The 20,046-nt window shown below is 64.4% G+C and carries 22 protein-coding genes; 14 read left to right on the plus strand and 8 right to left on the minus strand.

What is annotated here, in order from left to right; translation table 11 throughout:
• Positions 1-2 precede the first annotated feature (2 nt).
• Positions 3-953, minus strand: a complete 951-nt coding sequence (locus BDOA9_RS09410; protein WP_244521460.1) for an ABC transporter substrate-binding protein — start codon at positions 951-953, stop codon at positions 3-5.
• Between the two features lie 88 nt (positions 954-1,041).
• On the opposite strand from BDOA9_RS09410, the gene BDOA9_RS09415 reads away from it, so the two are divergent.
• The 4 genes from BDOA9_RS09415 (at position 1,042) to BDOA9_RS09430 (ending at position 3,591) form a co-directional block, all read left to right on the plus strand.
• Positions 1,042-2,031, plus strand: coding sequence for a fumarylacetoacetate hydrolase family protein (locus tag BDOA9_RS09415; RefSeq protein WP_025033685.1), 990 nt, complete (start codon positions 1,042-1,044; stop codon positions 2,029-2,031).
• 46 nt (positions 2,032-2,077) lie between these two features.
• Positions 2,078-2,854 carry a cyclase family protein gene (locus tag BDOA9_RS09420; protein ID WP_025033686.1) on the plus strand — a complete coding sequence of 259 codons (777 nt, stop codon included), beginning with the start codon at positions 2,078-2,080 and terminating at the stop codon, positions 2,852-2,854.
• 187 nt (positions 2,855-3,041) lie between these two features.
• Entirely contained in the window at positions 3,042-3,353 is a 312-nt protein-coding gene (locus BDOA9_RS09425) for a nucleotidyltransferase family protein (RefSeq protein ID WP_025033687.1), read from the plus strand.
• Entirely contained in the window at positions 3,343-3,591 is a 249-nt protein-coding gene (locus tag BDOA9_RS09430) for a HepT-like ribonuclease domain-containing protein (RefSeq protein WP_152033198.1), read from the plus strand. Before BDOA9_RS09425 ends, BDOA9_RS09430 begins: the two co-directional genes overlap by 11 nt.
• 254 nt (positions 3,592-3,845) lie before the next feature.
• Here the strand turns inward: BDOA9_RS09430 and BDOA9_RS09435 are convergent, their stop codons facing one another.
• A complete protein-coding gene (locus BDOA9_RS09435) occupies positions 3,846-4,823 on the minus strand; it encodes a GlxA family transcriptional regulator (RefSeq protein WP_025033688.1) in 978 nt (325 codons plus the stop codon).
• 106 nt (positions 4,824-4,929) lie between these two features.
• On the opposite strand from BDOA9_RS09435, the gene BDOA9_RS09440 reads away from it, so the two are divergent.
• The 5 genes from BDOA9_RS09440 (at position 4,930) to BDOA9_RS09460 (ending at position 11,017) form a co-directional block, all read left to right on the plus strand.
• Positions 4,930-5,634, plus strand: coding sequence for a DJ-1/PfpI family protein (locus BDOA9_RS09440; RefSeq protein ID WP_025033689.1), 705 nt, complete (start codon positions 4,930-4,932; stop codon positions 5,632-5,634).
• Between the two features lie 52 nt (positions 5,635-5,686).
• The gene (locus tag BDOA9_RS09445) at positions 5,687-6,913 is read left to right on the plus strand and encodes an ABC transporter substrate-binding protein (RefSeq protein WP_025033690.1); all 1,227 of its coding nucleotides are present in this window, start codon (positions 5,687-5,689) and stop codon (positions 6,911-6,913) included.
• Between the two features lie 646 nt (positions 6,914-7,559).
• Positions 7,560-8,771 (plus strand): OpgC domain-containing protein, encoded by a 1,212-nt coding sequence (locus tag BDOA9_RS09450; RefSeq protein ID WP_025033691.1) that lies wholly within the window; start codon positions 7,560-7,562, stop codon positions 8,769-8,771.
• A 41-nt stretch (positions 8,772-8,812) separates the two neighbouring features.
• Positions 8,813-9,301, plus strand: a complete 489-nt coding sequence (locus tag BDOA9_RS09455) for a DUF2059 domain-containing protein (RefSeq protein WP_025033692.1) — start codon at positions 8,813-8,815, stop codon at positions 9,299-9,301.
• Between the two features lie 102 nt (positions 9,302-9,403).
• Complete coding sequence (locus tag BDOA9_RS09460) at positions 9,404-11,017, plus strand: acyl-CoA synthetase (RefSeq protein WP_025033693.1); 1,614 nt, start codon at positions 9,404-9,406, stop codon at positions 11,015-11,017.
• Between the two features lie 36 nt (positions 11,018-11,053).
• On the opposite strand, the gene BDOA9_RS09465 is transcribed toward BDOA9_RS09460, so the two are convergent.
• Positions 11,054-12,004, minus strand: a complete 951-nt coding sequence (locus BDOA9_RS09465; protein WP_025033694.1) for an AraC family transcriptional regulator — start codon at positions 12,002-12,004, stop codon at positions 11,054-11,056.
• Between the two features lie 203 nt (positions 12,005-12,207).
• Positions 12,208-13,407: an MFS transporter gene (locus tag BDOA9_RS09470; protein ID WP_025033695.1), complete on the minus strand. Its 1,200-nt coding sequence runs from the start codon at positions 13,405-13,407 to the stop codon at positions 12,208-12,210.
• 183 nt (positions 13,408-13,590) lie between these two features.
• On the opposite strand from BDOA9_RS09470, the gene BDOA9_RS09475 reads away from it, so the two are divergent.
• From BDOA9_RS09475 to BDOA9_RS09485, 3 genes are all read left to right on the plus strand, one after another.
• Positions 13,591-14,394, plus strand: a complete 804-nt coding sequence (locus tag BDOA9_RS09475) for an MBL fold metallo-hydrolase (RefSeq protein ID WP_025033696.1) — start codon at positions 13,591-13,593, stop codon at positions 14,392-14,394.
• Between the two features lie 136 nt (positions 14,395-14,530).
• Entirely contained in the window at positions 14,531-15,547 is a 1,017-nt protein-coding gene (locus BDOA9_RS09480; protein WP_025033697.1) for an alpha/beta fold hydrolase, read from the plus strand.
• A 15-nt stretch (positions 15,548-15,562) separates the two neighbouring features.
• Positions 15,563-16,510, plus strand: a complete 948-nt coding sequence (locus tag BDOA9_RS09485) for a fatty acid desaturase (protein ID WP_025033698.1) — start codon at positions 15,563-15,565, stop codon at positions 16,508-16,510.
• Positions 16,511-16,668: 158 nt separating this feature from the next.
• On the opposite strand, the gene BDOA9_RS09490 is transcribed toward BDOA9_RS09485, so the two are convergent.
• Together BDOA9_RS09490 and BDOA9_RS09495 are read right to left on the minus strand one after the other, a co-directional pair.
• Complete coding sequence (locus tag BDOA9_RS09490; protein WP_025033699.1) at positions 16,669-16,917, minus strand: hypothetical protein; 249 nt, start codon at positions 16,915-16,917, stop codon at positions 16,669-16,671.
• A gap of 137 nt (positions 16,918-17,054) precedes the next feature.
• Positions 17,055-18,035: a helix-turn-helix transcriptional regulator gene (locus tag BDOA9_RS09495; RefSeq protein WP_025033700.1), complete on the minus strand. Its 981-nt coding sequence runs from the start codon at positions 18,033-18,035 to the stop codon at positions 17,055-17,057.
• Between the two features lie 87 nt (positions 18,036-18,122).
• Here BDOA9_RS09495 and BDOA9_RS09500 point away from each other — a divergent pair, with 87 nt between their 5' ends.
• Positions 18,123-18,767 (plus strand): glutathione S-transferase family protein, encoded by a 645-nt coding sequence (locus BDOA9_RS09500; RefSeq protein WP_025033701.1) that lies wholly within the window; start codon positions 18,123-18,125, stop codon positions 18,765-18,767.
• A 9-nt stretch (positions 18,768-18,776) separates the two neighbouring features.
• Here BDOA9_RS09500 and BDOA9_RS09505 read toward each other — a convergent pair whose 3' ends face one another.
• Positions 18,777-19,562, minus strand: a complete 786-nt coding sequence (locus BDOA9_RS09505) for an enoyl-CoA hydratase/isomerase family protein (protein WP_025033702.1) — start codon at positions 19,560-19,562, stop codon at positions 18,777-18,779.
• Between BDOA9_RS09505 and BDOA9_RS38750 the strand changes: the two genes are divergently transcribed.
• Complete coding sequence (locus tag BDOA9_RS38750; protein WP_192859549.1) at positions 19,552-19,713, plus strand: hypothetical protein; 162 nt, start codon at positions 19,552-19,554, stop codon at positions 19,711-19,713. The two genes, BDOA9_RS09505 and BDOA9_RS38750, sit on opposite strands and share 11 nt — an antisense overlap.
• On the opposite strand, the gene BDOA9_RS09510 is transcribed toward BDOA9_RS38750, so the two are convergent.
• Positions 19,686-19,904 (minus strand): hypothetical protein, encoded by a 219-nt coding sequence (locus BDOA9_RS09510; RefSeq protein WP_025033703.1) that lies wholly within the window; start codon positions 19,902-19,904, stop codon positions 19,686-19,688. The two genes, BDOA9_RS38750 and BDOA9_RS09510, sit on opposite strands and share 28 nt — an antisense overlap.
• Between the last annotated feature and the right edge of the window lie 142 nt (positions 19,905-20,046).

Below are 20,046 nucleotides of genomic sequence, written 5' to 3' on the forward strand. Positions count from 1 at the left end.
CTCTAGTTCAGCACCAGTTTGGTGGTGTCGAGCTTCGATTGCAGCATCTTCTGCGACGACATCACCTCGATCCACCAACCGAGGTTTTGCGGCTTGAGGTTCGGCTCGGACTGGTTCGGCGGCGTCGCCTTGACGAGCTCGAGCGGCTGCTTGGTGAACTTGGCGATCGAGGCCGAGGCCTTCTCGCGGTCGATGTTGACGATGATTGCGGCCTCCGCGATGGCCTCGCGGAATTTCTTCACGATCGCGGCATTCTTCTCCGCCCAATCGCGCGATGCGGCATAGAAGATGATCGGATCGGTGCGGCCGAGCTCGGCGCCGTAGCGCACGCCGACCGAGCCGATCCCGGCATTGATCATGCGCGTAACGAACGGCTCGGCCGTGAGCACGGCATCGACGCCGCCTGACTTGATGATGTCGGCCATGGTCGGGAAGGTGACTTCGACGAAATTGACGCTTTTGGGATCGACGCCCTTTTCGACCAGCCATTTCACGAACAGCACGTGGAGAAAGGCGTTCAGGCCGGGTGCGCCGACCTTCTTGCCGATGAAATCCTTGGGCTCCTTGATGGTGATGCCGTTGCGGACGAAGGCGGCGATCGCGGTGTTCGAGGTCGGGCTCATGACCGAGGCGCCGGCGATCGCGACGAGGTCGAGGCCGCCGTCGACGGCCTGCAGGAAGACGGTGGAGGTGGGGCCGCCGACCTGAATCGAATTCGACAGGATCGCCGCCGGGATGTTGGAGTTGATCGCGATCGGCGTCATCTCGACGTCCAGCCCGTGCTTTCTGAAAATGCCTTCGTCGACCGCGACCATGGCCGAGGCGCAATCGGACGTCGCCGTGCAGCCGATCTGGATCTTGGCCTGCGCCAGCGCTGTCGCCGTCAAGGCAACCGACACCCCGACGCCGAGCGTCAGACCTGCCAGCACGCTCCTTATCTGCGTTCGCCTCACCGCGTTCTCCCTCGTTTATATTTTTCTGGCTTGTTTATCGATATTTTATCTGATCATATATTCGAAACGATAGCAAGGGGTGCCCAAGGTGAAGCTCGCGACATTCAGATCGGCCGGTCAGGAGAAGATCGGCGCCGTCCACAGCAATGACAGCCAGGTTTTCGACCTCGCCGCGGCGGCCGCGCGGGACGGCGGCGCCGATCCGGCTTTCGGCTCGATGCTGGCGCTGATCGACGCAGGGCCCCGCGCGCTGGATCGGGCTCGGGCTCTGCTGGACAAGCACGCCCAGGACGCGACGCTGTCGGCGCCGGTCGGCGCCGTCGACATTCTCGCACCGGTGCCGGAGCCCCGGCAAATGCGCGACGGCATGTCGTTTCCCCTGCACATCCTGCAGGCGCCGCGCGGGCAGCAAAAGCTCGTAGCGCGCGCCAAGGGCGACCTGGCCGAACTGGCGCGCATCGACGCCGAGCCGCTCGGCGAATTGCCCGAGGTCTATCGCAAGCAGCCGATCTTCTACATCACCAACCGCTTCAGCGTCCGCGGCACCAACACCACGGTGACATGGCCGCGCTACAGCAAGGTGATGGACTACGAGCTCGAATTCGGGATCATCACCAAGAACAAGGGCGCCAACATCACGCCTGCGAAAGCCGGGGATCACATCTTCGGCTACACCATCTTCAACGATTTCTCCGCGCGCGACGCCCAGCGCATCGAGATGGAGGGACGGCTCGGCCCGGCCAAGGGCAAGAGTTTTGACGGCGGCAACGTGATGGGGCCCTGGATCGTGACGCCGGACGAGATCGGCGATCCTTATCGTTTGAAGATGGAAGCGCGCGTCAACGGCGAGACCCGCTCGAAGGGCGTCTCCGAGGGCATGCTGTTCTCCTTCGAGGAGATCATCGCCCACGTCACCCAGGACGAGACGCTGATGCCCGGCGAATTCATCGGCTCCGGCACGGTCGGCAATGGCTGCGGCCTCGAGCTCGGCTGGTTTCTCGAGCATGGCGATACGATCGAGCTCGAGGTCGAGAAGATCGGCATCTTGAAGAACCGCGTCGAGCGGCAAGACATCTGAAGTGAAGCCTGACGGCTGCCAAATAAAACAACAACGAGGAAGCGCCATGACGAGCAAGCTGATCGACATCTCCGTCCCCCTCCAGAACGACGTGCCAGCCGATCCGCCCGGCAATCATCCGACCATCCAGTATATCGATCACCAGCAGGGCCTGCCGCGCATGCTGCAGTTCTTCGACGGGCTGAAGGCCGAGGATCTGCCGGATGGCCAGGGCTGGGCGGTGGAGCAGGTCAGTCTCTCCACCCACAACGGCACGCATCTCGATGCGCCCTGGCATTTTCACCCGACCATGAATCGCGGCGAGCGGTCATGGACCATCGACGAGGTGCCGCTGGAATGGTGCTTTCAATCAGGCGTGAAGCTCGACTTCCGGCACCTGCCGGACGGCTATGTCGCAACGGCCAAGGACGTCGAGACCGAGCTCAAGCGCATCGGCCATGAGCTGAAGCCGCTCGAGATCGTCGTGGTCAACACCAGCGCCGGCGCCAAATACGGCCGGCAGGACTACGTCACCTCCGGCTGCGGCATGGGTTATGAAGCCACCATGTACCTGCTCGAGCGCGGCGTACGCCTGACCGGCACCGACGGCTGGAGCTGGGACGCCCCGTTCGTCCACACCGCGAAGAAATACGCCGAGACCAAAGACGCCAGCCTGATCTGGGAAGGCCACAAGGCCGGACGCCATATCGGCTATTGCCATCTCGAGAAGCTGCACAATCTCGAACAGCTGCCGCCGTCAGGCTTCAAGGTGTCATGCTTCCCGGTAAAGATCGAGCGAGCCTCGGCGGGATGGACGCGGGCGGTCGCGATTTTGGAGGGGTAGGTTTGGAGGCGCGCGTTGGGCGGCAATCAACTAAGTGACAGTCCAACACTGTCACCGCATCGCCTGTCGCTGTAATTTCGCAACCGACGGGTGTTGCCCCCGGGGGCGCCCCGCGCTCGCGAATTCTCATCGAAGGCTTGGTGCGAGGATTTGTAACGTGTATTCTCCGCGCCGACGGGAGATTGGCATGCACACGGAGATCGAAAAGCACCGGAAAGCACTGAAGGCGCTGTGTCAGCGCTACCGCGTGGTGCGGCTCGAACTGTTCGGTTCGGCCGCACGCGGCGCCGATTTCGATCCTGCAACAAGCGATGCCGATTTCCTCGTCGCGTTCGGCGAAGACAGTGGCCTCTCGGCGTTCGACCAATTTCTCGGCTTCTCCGAAGCGTTGCAGCGGCTGCTCGGACGGCCAGTCGATCTCGTGGAAGCTTCGGCCGTCAAGAACCCGTACGTGCGCGCAACGATCGAACGGTCGAGAGAGCTCATTTATGCAGCGTGATCCGCGCGCCTGTCTCTGGGACGTGCAGCAGGCTGCCGCGGCGATCACCGAGTTCACGGCTGGCTTCGATGCCGCAGGCTATCGGGCGAGCCCGTTGATCCGTTCGGCAGTGGAACGGCAATTCGAGATCATTGGCGAGGCGCTGAACCGACTATCGAAGGAGGCGCCGGAAGTCGCAAGCCGAGTGCCCGACGTGCGGAAGATCATTGCCTTCCGCAATCTGCTGATCCACGGCTAGGCGGTGATCGACGACGGTCGGGTGTGGGAGATCGTCACAACGATGCTGCCGTCATTGCGCGAGCGCGCAACGGCGCTGCTGGCTGAACTGGGGCCGCCGGAGAAATGAGTACTGTAGGTGCACGGGTTCACAGACTTAGCGCGCTGGCAGCTTAATGACTGCCCAGATAAAGACCCACCAATGACTGCCCAGATAAAGACCCACCCGAGGTAATCGCGGAAACGTCGAGCTAACCCCCCTGTCGCTGATTATCTTTACCCCTGGTGGAATCGAACCCGGTAGTCATGCGGCAGCACGTTCAGGCGGCGGCGGAACGCGCGGCGCAGATGCTCCTCGCTTTGGAAGCCTGCGCGCGCGGCGATCTCCTTGATGGGAGAGGCGGACTCTTCCAGCGCGCGTCGGGCTGCCTCGACGCGAAGCTCTTCCACCGCCTTGGCGGGGGTGCGGCCGGTCTTCTGGCGAAACACGCGCGCGAAGGTGCGCGGGCTCATGCCCGCTCGCTCGGCGAGACTTTCGACGCGCAAATCGCGGCCGAGATTGTCCTGCATCCAGCTCGAAATCTTTTCGAAAGCCCGGTCTTCCGAGGCCTGCATTGACAGCGGCACGCTGAATTGCGCCTGCCCGCCCGGCCGCTTGAGGAAAACGACGAGCCGGCGCGCGATGCGCATGGCCTCGCGATGGCCGAGATCGTCTTCCAGCAGCGTGAGCGCCAGATCGATGCCGGCCGTCACGCCTGCTGATGTCCAGATGCCGCCGTCATGCACGAACACCGGATCGACCTGAACCGAAACGTCGGGATGTTTTGCGCGCAGCAGGTCACAGGAGCCCCAATGGGTGACCGCGCGCCGCCCGCGCAGCAGCCCGGCTGCGGCCAGGATGAATGTGCCCGTGCAGACCGAGCAGACGCGCCTTGCCTTCGGCGCTGCCAGGCGAAACCAATCGACCAGCGCAGCTTCTGCGGCGGCGCGATGGACGCCGGGGCCGCCACCCACCATGAGGGTGTCGATGGTCTTGTGGTCGCAATCGGCGAGGGCGGTCGTCATCACCTCCAGACCGGACGAGGTTTTGACCGGCCCGCCCTTCAACGAGCAGATCTGCCAGACATAGGGCGCTTGCCCCGCCTTGGACGTTTCGCAGGCCAGCTCGAAGGCTTGGAGCGGCCCGGCGAAGTCGAGCAAGAGGCAGTCGTCGAACAGCACGAAGACCACGCGGCGGGGGGCGGAACGGGCCATTGGCAGCGCCTTTACCAGGGACGGCTTGGCAGGAATTGCGTGTGTTATGACATTTCGGCAAATGCCCTCCGCTGTCAACATGGCTTATCCATCGGTGGAGGGCTCCATGTCCGGCAAGCGGATCGAAATCGGAATTCTGTACTATCCCGGGATGACGCAACTGGACGTCACCGGACCTTTCGAAGTGTTTGCCCGTCTGCCGAACGTCCGCATGCACCTGTTGTGGAAGCGGATCGAGCCTGTCGTCAGCGACGTCGGTCTGCCGCTGCTGCCAACCACGACGTTCGCCGACTGCCCGGATCTGGACGTGTTCTGCATCGGCGGCGGCCCGGGACAGGTCGCCACCATGGACGATGACGAGGTGATTGCGTTCGTTCGCGACAAGGGTGGATCGGCGCGCTACATCACCTCGGTTTGCGCCGGCTGCCTGATCCTCGGCGCCGCGGGCCTCATCGATGGATACAGGTCAGCCTGCCATTGGCTGATGAGCGACCAGCTTGCCGCCTTTGGCGCCATCGCCGTCGACGAACGCGTCGTGGTCGACCGCAACCGCATTTCCGGTGGCGGTGTCACTGCCGGCATCGATTTCGGTTTTCAGGTCGCCGCCGAGCTCTGCGGCGAAGACGTTGCGAAAAACCTCCAGCTGATGCTGGAATATCAGCCGCAGCCGCCGTTCGACATCACCGTGCAGAATGCGCCGCCTGAGCTGATTTCCCGCATGCGCCGCGAGGCCGAACCCTGGCTGCAAAAGCGCGCAGCCGCGGTGCAGAAGGCGGTTTCCAAGCTCAAGGCGAAAGCGACGGCGGCTTAAGCTCGTTCGCAACAGGGAGGAAGGCCACACACGCTGTTAGAAAGGTGTTCGCATGAACTGGCACGGCCGCATCGCTACCCTTCTCGTCGTTGGGACCTTCATTGCATCTTGTCCGCCCACGCGCGCCGCCGAGCTCTCCGGCAGCGTGGTCCGGATCGGCATCATCAACGACCAGACCGGGCCATTGTCCGACCTGTCGGGATCGGGCTCCGTTGCGGCAGCCAAGATGGCGGCGGAAGATTTTCAGAAATTGGTGCCGTCGATCAAGGTCGAGATCTTGGCCGCCGACCACCAGAACAAGCCCGATATCGGCGTCGGCATTGTGCGGAAATGGTTCGACGTCGACGGCGTCGACATGGTCGCCGACATCTCCAATTCGGCGGTGGGGCTGGCGATCCAGTCGCTGGCGCGCGACAAGAACAGGATCGCGGTCTATTCGGCGGTGGCGACCACCGAGCTGACGGGCAAGCAATGTTCGCGAAACGGCCTGGCCTGGCTGCACGATTCCTACAATCTGGTGTCGGGACCGATCCGCACCCTGGTCAGCCAGGGTTACGACACCTGGTTCTTCATCGCGGCCGATTACGCGTTCGGCAAGAACATGGTGTCGGAATCGCAGCGCGTGCTGGCGGCGGCCGGCGGCAAGTCGCTCGGCGCGGTGTATCACCCGATCGGCAACGCGGACTACAGCTCGTTCATCCTGCAGGCGAAGGCCTCTGGCGCGAAGGCGATCGCCTTCGCCAATGCCGGCGACCAGCTGGTCAACCTGATGAAGCAGTGGAACGAGTTCGGCATGAACACGGGAAGCCAGAAGCCCGTGGCCGAGCTGATGTTCGACACCGATGTTCATGCCATGGGGCCGAAAACCGCCATGGGGCTGACCACGCTGACGGCATGGTACTGGGCCTTGGATGACGAGAGCAGGGCGTTCGGCCAGCGCTTCTTCAAGCTTCGTAACGCCATGCCCACGGCGCCGCAGGCCGCCGTCTATTCCGGCGTCAGCCATTATCTGAAAGCCATCGCTGCCGTAGGCACGGATGCAACGGATCCAGTGCTGGAGAAGATGCGTGCGACGCCCGTCGACGATTTCTACGCACGCGGCGCGAGATTGCGCGAGGACGGCAAGCTCGTGCACGACTTCTACCTCGTGCAGGTGAAGGATCCGTCCGAGGTCAAGGCGCCCTGGGAGTACTATAACGTGCTCGAGAAAATCCCAAGCGGCGAAGTCTACGCCTCCTTGGCTGACAGTGAATGCCCGCTGGTCAAGCGGGGCAATTGAGGTGGGAGTGCCAACCCCGCGACCTGATCGATAATCGTGATCGTGGGGCTTGGTCGGCGCGCATTACGGTGACGGTGCTGGACCGCACCAAACTCCGACCGTGCATCGGCCACCGCCGGAGAAAACAAAAGTCCTGACGAGCCTCGACCGCGCAAGTCGCTCGCCGCCGAAAGGCGCAGCCAGACCCCGGCCTGTCCGACCTGCTGCGATGATGCCACTATGCTCCTGTTCTGCCCGACAAAGCAAATCACGGGAGACGTCTTTCGGAATGGGCGGCAACGATCGCGGCCAATTCTCTTCGGCTCGCGTGGGCGAGCCGGACAGGCGATTCAGACCACGATCTCCCGGCTTTTTGGCTCTTGAATTCCTGCCCGACCCGCACCTCATCCCGCCGCCCACCTAACCCATTGATATTGCAACCATCGTCTACTGTGCATGGGGTTGTTTTCGCGAGTTTTGAGGTCGGGCCCGCCTGTTGCAGCGCGAAGGCGCGGTTTGCTGCCCCACAAGTCCCTTGCGTGCCTCCCGGGGTCGGCTACCGTTGCGGGGCTAGCCATTGCGGCAGTCGACGTTTTGATTCACGTTTTTTAGCATCCGATTGTTCGGCGCCGCTTTTGGCGCGACGCCCAGCGAACGAGGCGGGGCCATGATCACACGGGACCAGTCGGCATTGTTGGCGCCGGTCGAGCGCGATTTGCGGCTCGATCTCTTCCGCGGCATCGGCTTGTGGATGATCTTCCTCGACCACATCCCGCACGATGTCGTGGCCTGGTTGACGCTGCGCAATTTCGGCTTCAGCGATACCGCCGAGTTCTTCCTCTTCATCTCCGGCTATCTCGTCGGCTGGATCTACGGGCCGATCGTCGCCGGCGGCTGGTTCCTCGCCGCGCTCAAGCGGCTGTGGCGCCGCGCGGCGGAGATGTACGTCGCCCACATCATGCTGTTCCTGCTGTTCACTGCGCAGATCGCCCGCACCGCGCGCCGTTTCGACAATCCGATGTACGCGCACGAGTTCAACGTGTTCAATTTCCTGGCGCATCCGGACGAGCTGATCGGGCAGGCGATCCTGCTGAAATACAAGCCGGTCAATCTCGACGTGCTGCCGCTCTACATCACGCTGGTGTTGGCCGCGCCCTTCATCGTGTGGTGCCTGGTGCGGCGGCCGAACCTGACGCTCGCCGGCTCGGTGGTGCTCTACATTCTGTCGCGCTGGTTCGACTGGAACGTGGCGTCCTATCCGCCCGGCAGCCACTGGTACTTCAATCCGTTCTGCTGGCAGCTGATGTTCGTGTTCGCGGCCTGGTGCGGCATCGGCCAGATCGACAAGATCGCCCGATGGGTATGGTCGAAGCCAGCGATGGCGCTGGCCGCGGCCTGGCTCGTCTTCGCGCTTTTGATCGTGATGACCTGGCACGTCCACGCGCTCGAAGCCCTGATCCCGAGATGGATGATCAAGGCGATCTACCCGATCGACAAGACCGACCTCGACATGCTGCGCTTCACCCATTTCCTGGCGCTGGCGATCTGGGTGACCTACTTCGTCTCGCGCAAATGGCGGCCGCTGTATCGCGGCTGGCTGCGCCCGGTGATCCTCTGCGGCCAGCATTCGCTGCCGATCTTCTGCCTGGGCGTGTTCCTGTCGTTCTCGGCGCACTGGATCCTGACCCAGTACAACAAGGGAGTCTGGGAGCAGCTTGCCGTCTCCATCGCCGGCATCCTCATCATGATTGGCGCGGCCTGGCTGCTCGACCGGGCCAAGCAGGTGCCGGACCTGTTCGTGAAGGTGACGGAGGTCGAGGAGGCGGCATTGGAGAGCTCGCCGGCGGCGACGGCCGCGGCAGTGCCTGCGGCTCGTTGAAACATCGCGCACCCGGCTTCCATGGGGCGAAGGAGAGATTCATGTCGAGACGTGCGTTGACCATAGCCGGCGTCCTGCTGCTCCTCACCTGCGCTGCAACGGCACAGACCCCCTCGCCGGAGGCAATGGACGCGGCCCGCAAGCTCGTGGTCACCTTGAAGATCGCGGACCCCTATCGCGCGCTATTGCCGCAGCTGGTGCTCAAGCTTCGCCCGGTGGTTGCGCAGGACCGGCCGGAGATCGAGCGCGACTATGACGCGATGACGGCCGCCGGCTCCGAGATTTACGCCCCGGCCCTTGCGGCGATCACCGACCAGATCGCCGCGCTCTATGCTGCGAGCTTCAGCGTCGACGAGCTGCGCCAGATCGAGGCGTTCTATGCCCAGCCCGCGGGGCAGAAATTCCTGGCGAAGTCGGATGCGCTGGCGCAGGCGAGCGCGCAGGTCGGTCAGGACGTCAGCCAGAAGGTCGCCGACGACTTGAAGCTGCGCCTGATCGAGTCGCTCCGGCAGAAGGGGCGCAAGCCCTGAGCCTGCCGCGTGCAATTTGACGGCGCTGACAGCGCCGATTACGCTCCGCGGAACACGAAAGAGCGCAGCCTTTGTGGCGAGCGAAAATTCCACGGGGAAGAAATGACCGTCGACACCGCCGTCACCATCTCGAAAGCGCGCGAGCATTCCATCGGCGATCTCCTGCGCCGCTCCGCAGGCCGCGAGCCGAACAAGCTCGCGGTGAGCTGCGGCGAAGTCAGCTGGAGCTTTGCCGAGATGGACGCGATCTGCAACCGGCTCGGCCGCGGCCTGCTCGGGCTCGGCGTGAACAAGGGCGACCGTCTCGCCGTGCTCTCGCGCAACTCGCACGCCTTCGCGGCGCTGCGCTTCGCGGCGGCGCGGATCGGCGCGGTGCTGGTGCCGATCAACTTCATGCTCAATCCGGACGAGATCAATTTCATCCTGAAGAGCTCCGGCGCCAAGCTGCTCGCGACCGGTCCCGACTTCGTCGAGCCGGCACGCGCGGCGAGCGCGAAGGATTGCGCGGTCGAGAAGATGATCTGGCTGCCGGGCGAGGATCCAGCCGCGCCGCCCGCAGGCCTCACCAGCTTCGACGATCTCCTGCATCCCGACGGCTCGTTCCTGGACGCCTCGGTCGATAGCCGCGATCTCGCGCAGATCGTCTACACCTCAGGCACGGAATCGCTGCCCAAGGGCGCGATGCTGACCCATGAAGCCGTGATGTGGCAGTATGTCAGCTGCATCATCGACGGCGGCATGAGTGTGGACGACAAGGTCCTGCACGCTTTGCCGCTCTATCATTGCGCCCAGCTGGATGTGTTCCTGGGGCCGCAGGTGTATCTCGGCGCCTCCGGTGTCATCACCGGCAAGCCGACCGCCGACAACATCCTGGCGCTGATCCAGGCGCACAGGATCACCTCGTTCTTCGCACCGCCGACGATCTGGATCGCGATGCTGCGCTCGCCGAACTTCGACAAGACCGATCTGTCGACGTTGCAGAAGGGCTATTACGGCGCCTCGATCATGCCGGTGGAGGTGCTGCTCGAATTGCAGCGCCGGCTGCCTGCCGTGAAGTTCTGGAATTTCTACGGCCAGACCGAGATCGCGCCGCTCGCGACCGTGCTGCGCCCCGAGGATCAGCTGCGCAAGGCCGGCTCCGCCGGCAAGCCCGTGATCAATGTCGAGACGCGGGTCGTCAATACGGCGATGGAGGACGTCGAGGTCGGTGAAGTCGGCGAGATCGTGCATCGCTCGCCGCATCTGCTCTCCGGCTATTACAACGATCCGGTCAAGACCGCGGCGGCGTTCTCCGGCGGCTGGTTTCATTCCGGCGATCTCGCCACCGTCGACGAGGAAGGCCACATCACCGTGGTCGACCGCGTCAAGGACATGATCAAGACCGGCGGCGAGAACGTCGCGAGCCGCGAGGTCGAGGAGATGGTCTACCGCATCCCCGCCGTCTCGGAGGTCGCGGTGGTCGGCCTGCCCGATCCGCGCTGGATCGAGGCGGTGACCGCCATCGTCGTGGTCAAGACCGGGGCAAAGCTCGACGAAGACACCGTCATCAGGCATTGCGCCGGCCATATGGCCCATTTCAAGGTGCCCAAGCGCGTGATCTTCGTGGACGCCCTGCCGAAGAATCCGAGCGGCAAGCTGCTCAAGCGCGAGCTGCGCCAGCGCTTCGTCGGCGGCGAAACGCTCGACAAGGCGGTGCAGAAGAGCTTTGGGACGTAGCAAGCGCCGTTCCGGCGCCGTCGCGGCGGAACTCGCCTACTCGGCCTCGCCAGCCAGCTTCCTGACATCGTCGGGCGTCGCTCCGAAACGGCGGCGAAACGCGCGATGGAAGTAGGAGACGTCGTGAAATCCAGCGAGGTGCGCGATCTCGATGATCTTGCGCGAGCGCAGGCTCGGGTTCCGAAGCAACCGTTCGGCGCGCACTAATCGTTGCTCCAGAACGAAGCCGCTAAAGGTGATGCCGGCCTTCTCGAACAGCAACTGGATCGTGCGCGCGCTGATTCTGTGTGTGGCTGCAAGGTCGGACAGCGACAATGCGGCGCTGTCCAGCTGCGCCAGGATGTCGGCCTTGATGGCTTCGAAGCGCGCTGCCGCGAGGCCGCGCAGTCGCGCCTCCTCGGCGACATCGCCGCGCGCTCCGATCATCAGCACGGCGAGGTCGAACAGGTGCTGCGAGACCGCATCCAGCTCTGCCGGCGCGAGCTTGTCCGCGTGCGCATGCGCGAGGTCGTAATACCGCAGGAACATCGACGTGATCGGGCTGGCGCCAGGGATCGCCCGTGCAATCAGGTCCTCGGCGTTCGGGCACGCGCGCAGCAGCGCCTTGCGCGGCAGCAACGCGGTCTGAAAATTGCCGTGCGCGATCTGGGTGATGCATGCACCCTTGATCGAGGGGTCACCGATCGTGATGTCTCCGGCGGCGACCTCCAGCGGGCGCCTTCCCATGGCCCCGCTCAGCGCCGAATTGGGCGACATGACGACCACCAATTCGTCGTTGGTACCCATGGACACGAAGCTCATCGGCGTACCGTGGGAGGCGGACAGCCTCACGCGCGGAAGGATGGCGGGCCTGATGGTCCGGTGCACTGGGCCGTCTCCGATCGGGACGAAATCGGTCCCCATCACCTGCCGGCAGAACTGTTCGCGCCAGCCCTCATAGGCCGGTCCCGTCGGATCGCCGCTGAATGAGAGCTGCGGCTGGGTCATCGATCGCTGGAACGCCTATTGCCGATTCATTGCGGTACATACTTTCGTAGGCGCGCCGGGGATGCGGCAACTCAAAAAGTGCCAGATTGCGCGAAAAACCACTCGCAACTACGCGCGGAGCCAGCGACCAGGTGCCGCAGCCTGCTTATTGGGCAGATCGAAGGCGGGTACCTTGCGCCGCGACCGCTGTACGGCGCTCTGGCTCAATACTTCTTCACCGTCGCGCCGAAGGCCAGCCATAGCGCGATCGACGCCAGGCCAAAGCCGCCCAGCAGCAGGAAGGTCGGCCCATAGCCGATCCATTGCGCGATCCAGCCGCCGAGGGCGGGACTGAGGCTCGCGCCGACGCCCTGCACCGTGATCACGGCGCCCTGGCCGAGATTGACGCGCCCGGTGCCGTTGAGCGAGCGCGCGACCATGCCGGGGACGGCGACCGTTTGCAGTCCGGTGCCGATGCCGTCGAGCACCTGCATCGGCACCACGCCCCACCATCCCGTGACGAAGAAGGCGAGCACGCCGCGGATGGGCAGGAACATGAAGGACACCAGGATCACCGGCCAGTAATTGCGCTTGCTCGCGGCCTTCATCGCAATCAGCGACGTCACGATCATCACGCCTTGTGCGATCACCACGGTGGTTGCGACGAAGCTCGGGCCGTTGGCCTGTCCCTCGGCGACCGCGGCAAGTCCGTACAGCGGCACGATCGCGGCATTGCCGAGATGGAACAGTGCAAGGGCGAGAGCCAGCACGAGCAGCGCCTTGTGCCTCAGCAGCATCGTCATCGCATCCGGCGGCGCCTTGGAATCGTCCTCCTTGCTGCCGCGCGCGGCGCGATCGTCGATCGCCTTGGCGGGAATCATCAGCACGCAGGCGATGGCGATGGCACCGAACACGGCCGCCAGCGCGAACACGGCGACGTAGCCGAACTTGTAGCCGAGATAGCCCGACAATGCGGCGCCGACCATGTTGCCGGCATGGTTGAAAGCCTGGTTGCGGCCGTTGAGTGCATTGAAGCCCTTCTGCTTGGCGATGCCGAGCGTGATGCCCATGACCGCCGGCATGATCGCGGCGCTCGCCAGCGATTGCGCGACTTGCGAGAACGTCACCGCCCAGAAGTTTTGCGAGATCAGGATGATCGCGGATGCCGCCACCACGCAGATACCGGGAATGACCACCCACAGCCGCTTGTTGCGGCTGGAATCGATGATGCCGCCGATCGGCGTGGTGATCAGCATGCCCGCGACGTTGCCGATGGTCATCGCGGTGCCGATCAGCCCGCTGGCCCAGCCGCGCTCCTGGAGGAATACCCCGACGAACGGCCCAATGCCCGACTGCATGTCGGCCATGAAGAAGTTGAGCGCGTACAGGGGCCAGATGCGAGACGTTGAAGGGCGCGATGTCATCGAGACGCTGAACTTGATGCTGCCGATCGAATCGACTCGCATGAGACGGGCTCGGCGGGCGCTGCGGGTGCCCGGGGCGGACCAGAACCTAACCTGTGCTCATCGCGTTGGTTCCGGCTGCTCTTGCGATCGGGCGGCTGCGACGTCATGTCTTGCAGAATGGACCCATGATGGATCACCGCGATGCCCCTCTGGACCTGCGCAACCTGCGGCGCTCAATTCCCGGATAGCGGAAAACCCCCTGCGGCCTGTCCGATCTGCGAGGACGAGCGCCAGTTCGTCGGCTGGGACGGTCAAGCCTTCCTCACGCGCGAGGAGCTCGCGCGCAAGCACCGGCTGGTGGTGCGCGACGATCTCGGCCTGACCGGGATCGGGATGGAGCCGAGCTTTGCCATTGGCCAGCGCGCACTATTGGTGCCTGACGGCGACGGCTGCGTGATGTGGGATTGCATTCCGCTCGCGACCGACGAGGCCGTCCTTCACGTCGCAGCATTCGGCGGCCTCAAGGCCATCGCGATCTCGCATCCGCATTACTATGGCGCAGTCGCCGATTGGAGCGACACGTTCGGCGGCGTGCCGATCTATCTGCACGCCGACGATCGCGCCTTCGTCACGCGGCCACATCCGGCGATCGTGCACTGGACCGGCGAAAGCCATCGCCTCTCCGACGACGTGCTGCTGCTGCGCACCGGCGGCCACTTCGCCGGGGCCACCGTGCTGCATCATGCGCGTGGGGCGGACGGCAAGGGCGCGCTGCTCACGGGGGATATCGCGCAGGTGACGATGGACCGGCGCTTCGTCAGCTTCATGTATTCCTATCCGAATTACATTCCGCTCAATGCCGCCGCGGTGCGGCGGATTGCATCGGCCGTCGAGCCGCTCGCCTTCGACCGGATCTACGGCGCCTGGTGGGGCCGCAACATCGCCAGCAGTGCCAAGGCGGCGTTTGCTGCGTCGGTGGCGCGCTATCTCGCGGTCATCGCCTGAGCTGGATGATCTATCTTGCCGACGTCGAATAACTGTATTATAAGTACATTATATGACGGCGGACGCGTCTGCCAAAGCCGGCATGATCGATGCATCGCGGACGCCGAGAAGGTCTCCGTGAGCGGGAGCTGGGTGCATGACGGCGCAGCGCGATGACGAGATTTTCGAGGCCGGCGATGTCACGCTTCAGTCCGGGACCGTGTTTTCCGCGCTGAAGCTCGCCTACAAGACCTTTGGCACGTTGAGTGCGGCCAAGGACAATGTCATCCTCTATCCGACTTCGTTCAGCGCCCAGCACACCGACATTGAATGGTTGATCGGTCCCGACGGCGTGCTCGATCCCACGCGTTACTTCATCATCATCCCGAACCTGTTCGGCAACGGCCTTTCGTCGTCACCCTCGAACACGCCCGCGCCCTTCCCCGAGGTGAGCTATCACGATGCCATCGCGGTCCAGCACCGGCTGCTCGCGGAGCGCTTCGGCATCACGAAGCTTGCGCTGGTCTATGGCTGGTCGATGGGCGGCATGCAGGCCTATCACTGGGCGGCGCTGCATCCCGACATGGTCGAGCGCGCCGCGATCGTCTGCGGCAGCGCTCGCTGCGCACCCTATAACTATGTTTTCCTCGAAAGCGTGAAGGCCGCGCTCACGGCCGATCCCGCTTTCCGCGGCGGCCGTTTCGTGGAAAAACCTGTCGCCGGCTATCGTGCCATGGGGCGCGTCTATGCCGGCTGGGCGATGTCGCACGGCTTCTATCGCGACGAGCTCTGGCGCGAGGCCGGCTTCACCTCGCTGGAAGATTATCTCGTCCGCGCCTGGGATGCGACCTTCGCGCGGCGCGATGCCAACGATCTCCTGACGCAGATCGGTATCTGGCAGCGTGGCGACATCGGGCGGTGTGCGGCATTCGGCGGCGATCTCGATCGCGCGCTGGCGGCGATCACGGCCCACATGCTGCTGATGCCGGGCGCGACCGACCGCTATTTCGACTTCCGCGATAACGAGGACGAGCTCGGCAAGCTCGTCAATGCGAGATCGGCAGTGCTGCATCCGATCCCGTCGCTGCATGGCCATCGCGCCGGCAACCCGGTCAACAATCCGCGCGACCAGGCCTTCATCAAGGCCGAGGTCGCCGACCTTCTCCGCAAGTAGGGCACGCAACAGATCATGAGCGACGCAACCGTTTCAGACACCGGACATCGCCTTAAGCCCTTGACGCCGGCCATGCTGCGCGAATTGTCGGCTCGCTCCGACCTCAGCGGGGCGATGCAAAGCCTCGGCCATTACGGCGTGATCGTGCTGGTGGGCACGCTGATCTGGCTCGTTTCCTCGCGCTGGGGCGTGCTCTGGGCACTGCCGCTGATGGTGGTGCAGGGCTATGTCGTCGCCTTCCTGTTCATGGCGGTGCATGAGACCGCGCACAAGACCGCGTTCAGGAGCCGGGGCCTCAATCTCGGTGTCGGCTATCTCTCGGCGTTCATCATCGGGCTGCCTTACGAATATTACTGCCTGTTTCACTGGGACCATCATCGCTACACGCAGGATCCGGAAAGGGATCCCGAGCTGATCGTTGGCGTGAAGCCGACGTCCGATGCGCAGCTTGCGCTCGCCTATAGCGGCTTGCTCCAGGTTGCCGGCCGTCTGCGGCTGATGCTCGGCCATGCGGTCACCGGCAAGGTCGTCGTGCCATGGATTCCCGAGGGCAAGCGCAGCACTATCGTGGCCGAGGCGCGCGCCTATGTCGCGCTCTACGCCCTGCTGCTCGCGCTGTCGCTGTGGTTCTCTTCAGCGCTGCTGCTCTGGGTCTGGATTGTGCCGCTGATCATCGGGCAGTTCTTCCTGCGACCTTATCTCTACGCCGAGCACACCGGCTGCGACCGCACCCGCAGCGCCTTTCAGAACACCCGCACCACTTACACCGGCGCCATCGTCAAATGGTTCGCGTGGAACATGCCCTATCACGTCGAGCACCACGCTTATCCCTCGATCCCCTTTCACGCCCTTCCGAAGCTCAACGCGATCGTCGATGGCGAGATCGTCTATCGCGGCCGCGGCTACATCAGAACGACGCGCGAGACCTGGGCCTGGTTTCGCCGGCAGCTCCGGGCGGACTAAAGCGCGATGCGATCAGGATGAATCGTCATCGCGCTTTAGGCTATTTTTTTGAGTATGGTCTTTTCGGAAGACCGCTACGCACTTTTCCGGATCATGCTCCAGCTCAACGCAAAACTCCGGCCGCGATGCGACCGGAGCTTTGTCGTCCAGGCGAGATATCAGTAGATCCCGTAGGCGCAGACGTTCACGACGCGCACGCGCAGGCCGTGACGGGTCCGGACCAGGCGCTCCTGGTAGCAATTGCTGACGCCGGTGTTGACGTAGACGCCGCCGAAGCCAAAGCCGGGACCCCAGTGATGACCCCAGTGGTGATGATGGAAGCCGCCGGCCGAAGCGGCGGTGGGGGCGAGAGCGGCAACGCCGAGTGTACCGGCGGCAATCAGACCAAGTGCAAGCTTACGAAACATCTTCATTCTCCATTCGGCGCTAGGGCCATTGTTGCGTCCCTGCATTTCGGTCGAGACGAGACGCGATCGCGTTCATGGCGAGCGGGAAGAATCGTGTTTCAGGATTGTTTCGTGGGCTGCGGCACAATGTGCCGCGATCAGGCTTTGCGCGCCGCGCGATAGCGCACAGCCATCGCCTGCGTCAGCTCGGCCATCTTGTCGCGGAGATCGGCCGGTTCCAGCACTTCGGCCTCCGGGCCCAGCCGCAGCAGTTCGGCCGCTGCGTGCCAGGATGTCTTGCCGACCGGCACGCGCGCAATGCGCCAACCCTCCGCATCGGTCGTCTCCTCGAGCTGCGTGCGCGCTTTGACGTAGGGTTGGCTCAGCGCGTCGAGCAGCTTGACGCCGAACGGCGACAGCCGGACGATCGCGACATTGGGATGCATCTCGGCTTCGAGACGAAGTGTCGCAGCGTGCCAGTAAGCAGCGAGATCGAAATCGGCGGGGCGGTTGAAGCGGTCATCGAGCGACGTGCAGTCGAGCACGCGTGCGACGCGATAGGTGCGCACGCTGCCGTCGACTTGCCCTGCGAGATACCAGCTGCCGCCCTTCAGCACGAGGCCGAGCGGAGCGACGCGGCGCTGCTTCTCGGCACGCCAACTCCGGTACCGAATCCCGATCAGCGTCCCGCGCAGCACCGCGCCGGCGATGGTGCGCAGGTGCTTCGGGTCTTCCGCTTCGCCGAACCAACCGGGCGCGTCCAGGTGGAAACGCTCCTGCATCCGGCCGGCATCCTTGCGCAAATTCGGAGGCAGGGCCGCCATCAGCTTGTTTTGGGCGGCGATCATCGCGGCATCGAGCCCGAGCGCCGCGGCCGGGCCCGGCAATCCCGCCAGGAACAGCGCGCCGGCCTCGCTCTGCGACAGCCCGTTCAGCCGCACGCGATAGCCGTCGAGCAGGCGATAGCCGCCTTCCGCACCGCGGTCGGCGTAAACGGGAACGCCCGACGCCGCGAGCGCGTCGATGTCGCGATAGATCGTGCGCACCGACACCTCGCAGGCCTCCGCGAGCTCGGGCGCGGTGACCTGTCCCCTGGCCTGGAGGGTGGTGAGGATCGACAGCATCCGGCTCGCGCGCATGATCCCTTAAACCATACCTGACACAAGATGTCAGGTATGGTCGTCTACAAGCGGCGCCATCGCCAGACGGTACCAAGGAGACCGGCCATGACCGATTCGAACCGCATCACGCTGTATTATTCGCCCCAGACGCGCGCCACCGGCACGCGGGTGCTGCTGGAGGAGCTGGGGGCACCTTACGATCTCCATGTCCTCAACATGAAGGCCGGAGATCAGCGCCAGCCTGCTTATCTCGCCATCAACCCGCTCGGCAAGGTGCCGGCGATTCGTCACGGCGAGGCGCTGGTGACCGAGCAGGTCGCGATCACCATCTATCTCGCCGATCTGTTCCCGAAGGCGGGGCTGACGCCAGGCCTGAACGATCCGACGCGCGGGCCTTATCTGCGCTGGATCGCTTATTACGGGTCGTCGTTCGAGCCGGCCTTGATCGACAAGTTCATGGGGCGTGAGCCGGCGCCGATCACGCAATCGCCCTATGCCGATTACGATACGATGCTGGGCGCGCTCGAGGCCCAGCTGGCGAAGGGACCCTATCTGCTCGGCGAGCGCATGACGGCGGCCGACATATTGTGGGGTGTCGCCTTCAGCTGGACCATGATGTTCGGCATCGTGCCGAAGAAGGACGTCTTCGTCCGCTATGCCGAGCGCATGACGGCGCGTCCGGCGTTCCAGCGCATCAATGCCGCCGACGCCGAGATGGCGGCGCAGCATGCGGCTGCGGCGGGTGGATGAGAGGGCGCCTTAAAACCGCGGTGCCCGCTTCTCCGCGAACGCCTTGATGCCCTCCTTGATCTCGTCGCCGCGCATGCTGTCGCGGTGGCGCCGGTCGGCGGCGGCCTCATCGAGCTCGCCGCGGGCGAACTCGTTGATCGCGCGCTTCATGCCGCGCATCGCCTGCGGCGCGTTGCCGGCGAGGACGCCGGCGAGCTTGTCGACCTCCTCGTCCAGGAAGTCCACCGGCACCATCGCGGTGAGATAGCCGATGCGCAGCATCTCCGGCGCGCTGATCCTCGTGGCGGTCAGGAACAGCCTCTTCGCATTGTCGACGCCGAGGCGGGTCACGTAGCGCTTGATGCCGCTCGGGTAGTAATGCAGCCCCAGCCGCGCCGCCGGCATGAACATTTCCGCGGTATCGACGCCGATGCGGAAATCGCAGGCGAGTGCGAGGTCGGTCGAGCCGCCATAGACGCCGCCATTGAGCCGGCAGATCGTCGGCACGCCGAGATCCTCGAGCCGGTTGACCACCGCCTCGAAGGCCGAGCCCGCGCTCTGCTGCTCGCTCGCGCTGACCGCGCGTTCCGCCACTGAATTGAGATCGTAGCCGGCGGAGAAGGCGTGCCCGGTTCCGGTCAGCACCAGCACGCGAACATCGGGATCGGTCTCGACCCGGTCGAACAGTCTGACGAGCTCGTCGAGATCCTCAGCCTGCAGCCGGTTGAGATGCTTCGGCCGGTTGAGGCGGATGGTGGCGCGGGCGCCTGTGATTTCGAGCACGGGGCTGGATGCTGCCTCGGCTGTGTCCGACATTCTGGTCTCCATTGTCGGCGCCAAAGTGCCCGCCCGGGCGGAGGTCGTCAACGACGCCGCAGGCCGCTTCGCCGGCGCCGGTGCGCCGGGCCTGTCGTCATTGCCGCCGCCGCCGGCCGGCTGCTACCTGAAATGTGGCGGCTCGTCGTAGCCGCGGCGGCTGCTGAAGAACAGCAGCACCATCAGCCCGACGCCGACGATGACGGAAAACCCCGCGCCGAGCGCCAATGCCACATAGCCTTCCGTCGGGATCGGCTCACCTTCGACCGCCATTGCGGAATAGGCGAAGTACCCGGCCGCGCCGAGCATTGCCAGAAGGAGAATAATGAGGAGTGCACGCATGCCGCGTTCTCCGGTTGCAACCGGAAACCAACGGTTGCAGCTCGCGGTGGTTCCAGACGGCCAGCCGGCGATTCGAAGGCCTTCTTGTCGTCCCCCGGACGCGGCGCAGCACCACAAGCGCGTTTACGCGCGTCTTCGACGC

Source organism: Bradyrhizobium sp. DOA9 (assembly GCF_000617845.2).
Lineage (GTDB): Bacteria > Pseudomonadota > Alphaproteobacteria > Rhizobiales > Xanthobacteraceae > Bradyrhizobium.

Bases quoted from the DNA above. Each gene is read 5' to 3' on its own strand.
- BDOA9_RS09420 (WP_025033686.1), top strand. From the start codon at position 2,078: ATGACGAGCAAGCTGATCGACATCTCCGTCCCCCTCCAGAACGACGTG.
- BDOA9_RS09425 (WP_025033687.1), top strand. From the start codon at position 3,042: ATGCACACGGAGATCGAAAAGCACCGGAAAGCACTGAAGGCGCTGTGT.
- BDOA9_RS09430 (WP_152033198.1), top strand. From the start codon at position 3,343: ATGCAGCGTGATCCGCGCGCCTGTCTCTGGGACGTGCAGCAGGCTGCC.
- BDOA9_RS09435 (WP_025033688.1), bottom strand. From the start codon at position 4,823: ATGGCCCGTTCCGCCCCCCGCCGCGTGGTCTTCGTGCTGTTCGACGAC.
- BDOA9_RS09440 (WP_025033689.1), top strand. From the start codon at position 4,930: ATGTCCGGCAAGCGGATCGAAATCGGAATTCTGTACTATCCCGGGATG.
- BDOA9_RS09445 (WP_025033690.1), top strand. From the start codon at position 5,687: ATGAACTGGCACGGCCGCATCGCTACCCTTCTCGTCGTTGGGACCTTC.
- BDOA9_RS09450 (WP_025033691.1), top strand. From the start codon at position 7,560: ATGATCACACGGGACCAGTCGGCATTGTTGGCGCCGGTCGAGCGCGAT.
- BDOA9_RS09455 (WP_025033692.1), top strand. From the start codon at position 8,813: ATGTCGAGACGTGCGTTGACCATAGCCGGCGTCCTGCTGCTCCTCACC.
- BDOA9_RS09460 (WP_025033693.1), top strand. From the start codon at position 9,404: ATGACCGTCGACACCGCCGTCACCATCTCGAAAGCGCGCGAGCATTCC.
- BDOA9_RS09465 (WP_025033694.1), bottom strand. From the start codon at position 12,004: ATGACCCAGCCGCAGCTCTCATTCAGCGGCGATCCGACGGGACCGGCC.
- BDOA9_RS09470 (WP_025033695.1), bottom strand. From the start codon at position 13,407: ATGACATCGCGCCCTTCAACGTCTCGCATCTGGCCCCTGTACGCGCTC.
- BDOA9_RS09475 (WP_025033696.1), top strand. From the start codon at position 13,591: ATGCCCCTCTGGACCTGCGCAACCTGCGGCGCTCAATTCCCGGATAGC.
- BDOA9_RS09480 (WP_025033697.1), top strand. From the start codon at position 14,531: ATGACGGCGCAGCGCGATGACGAGATTTTCGAGGCCGGCGATGTCACG.
- BDOA9_RS09485 (WP_025033698.1), top strand. From the start codon at position 15,563: ATGAGCGACGCAACCGTTTCAGACACCGGACATCGCCTTAAGCCCTTG.
- BDOA9_RS09490 (WP_025033699.1), bottom strand. From the start codon at position 16,917: ATGTTTCGTAAGCTTGCACTTGGTCTGATTGCCGCCGGTACACTCGGC.
- BDOA9_RS09495 (WP_025033700.1), bottom strand. From the start codon at position 18,035: ATGCGCGCGAGCCGGATGCTGTCGATCCTCACCACCCTCCAGGCCAGG.
- BDOA9_RS09500 (WP_025033701.1), top strand. From the start codon at position 18,123: ATGACCGATTCGAACCGCATCACGCTGTATTATTCGCCCCAGACGCGC.
- BDOA9_RS09505 (WP_025033702.1), bottom strand. From the start codon at position 19,562: ATGTCGGACACAGCCGAGGCAGCATCCAGCCCCGTGCTCGAAATCACA.
- BDOA9_RS09510 (WP_025033703.1), bottom strand. From the start codon at position 19,904: ATGCGTGCACTCCTCATTATTCTCCTTCTGGCAATGCTCGGCGCGGCC.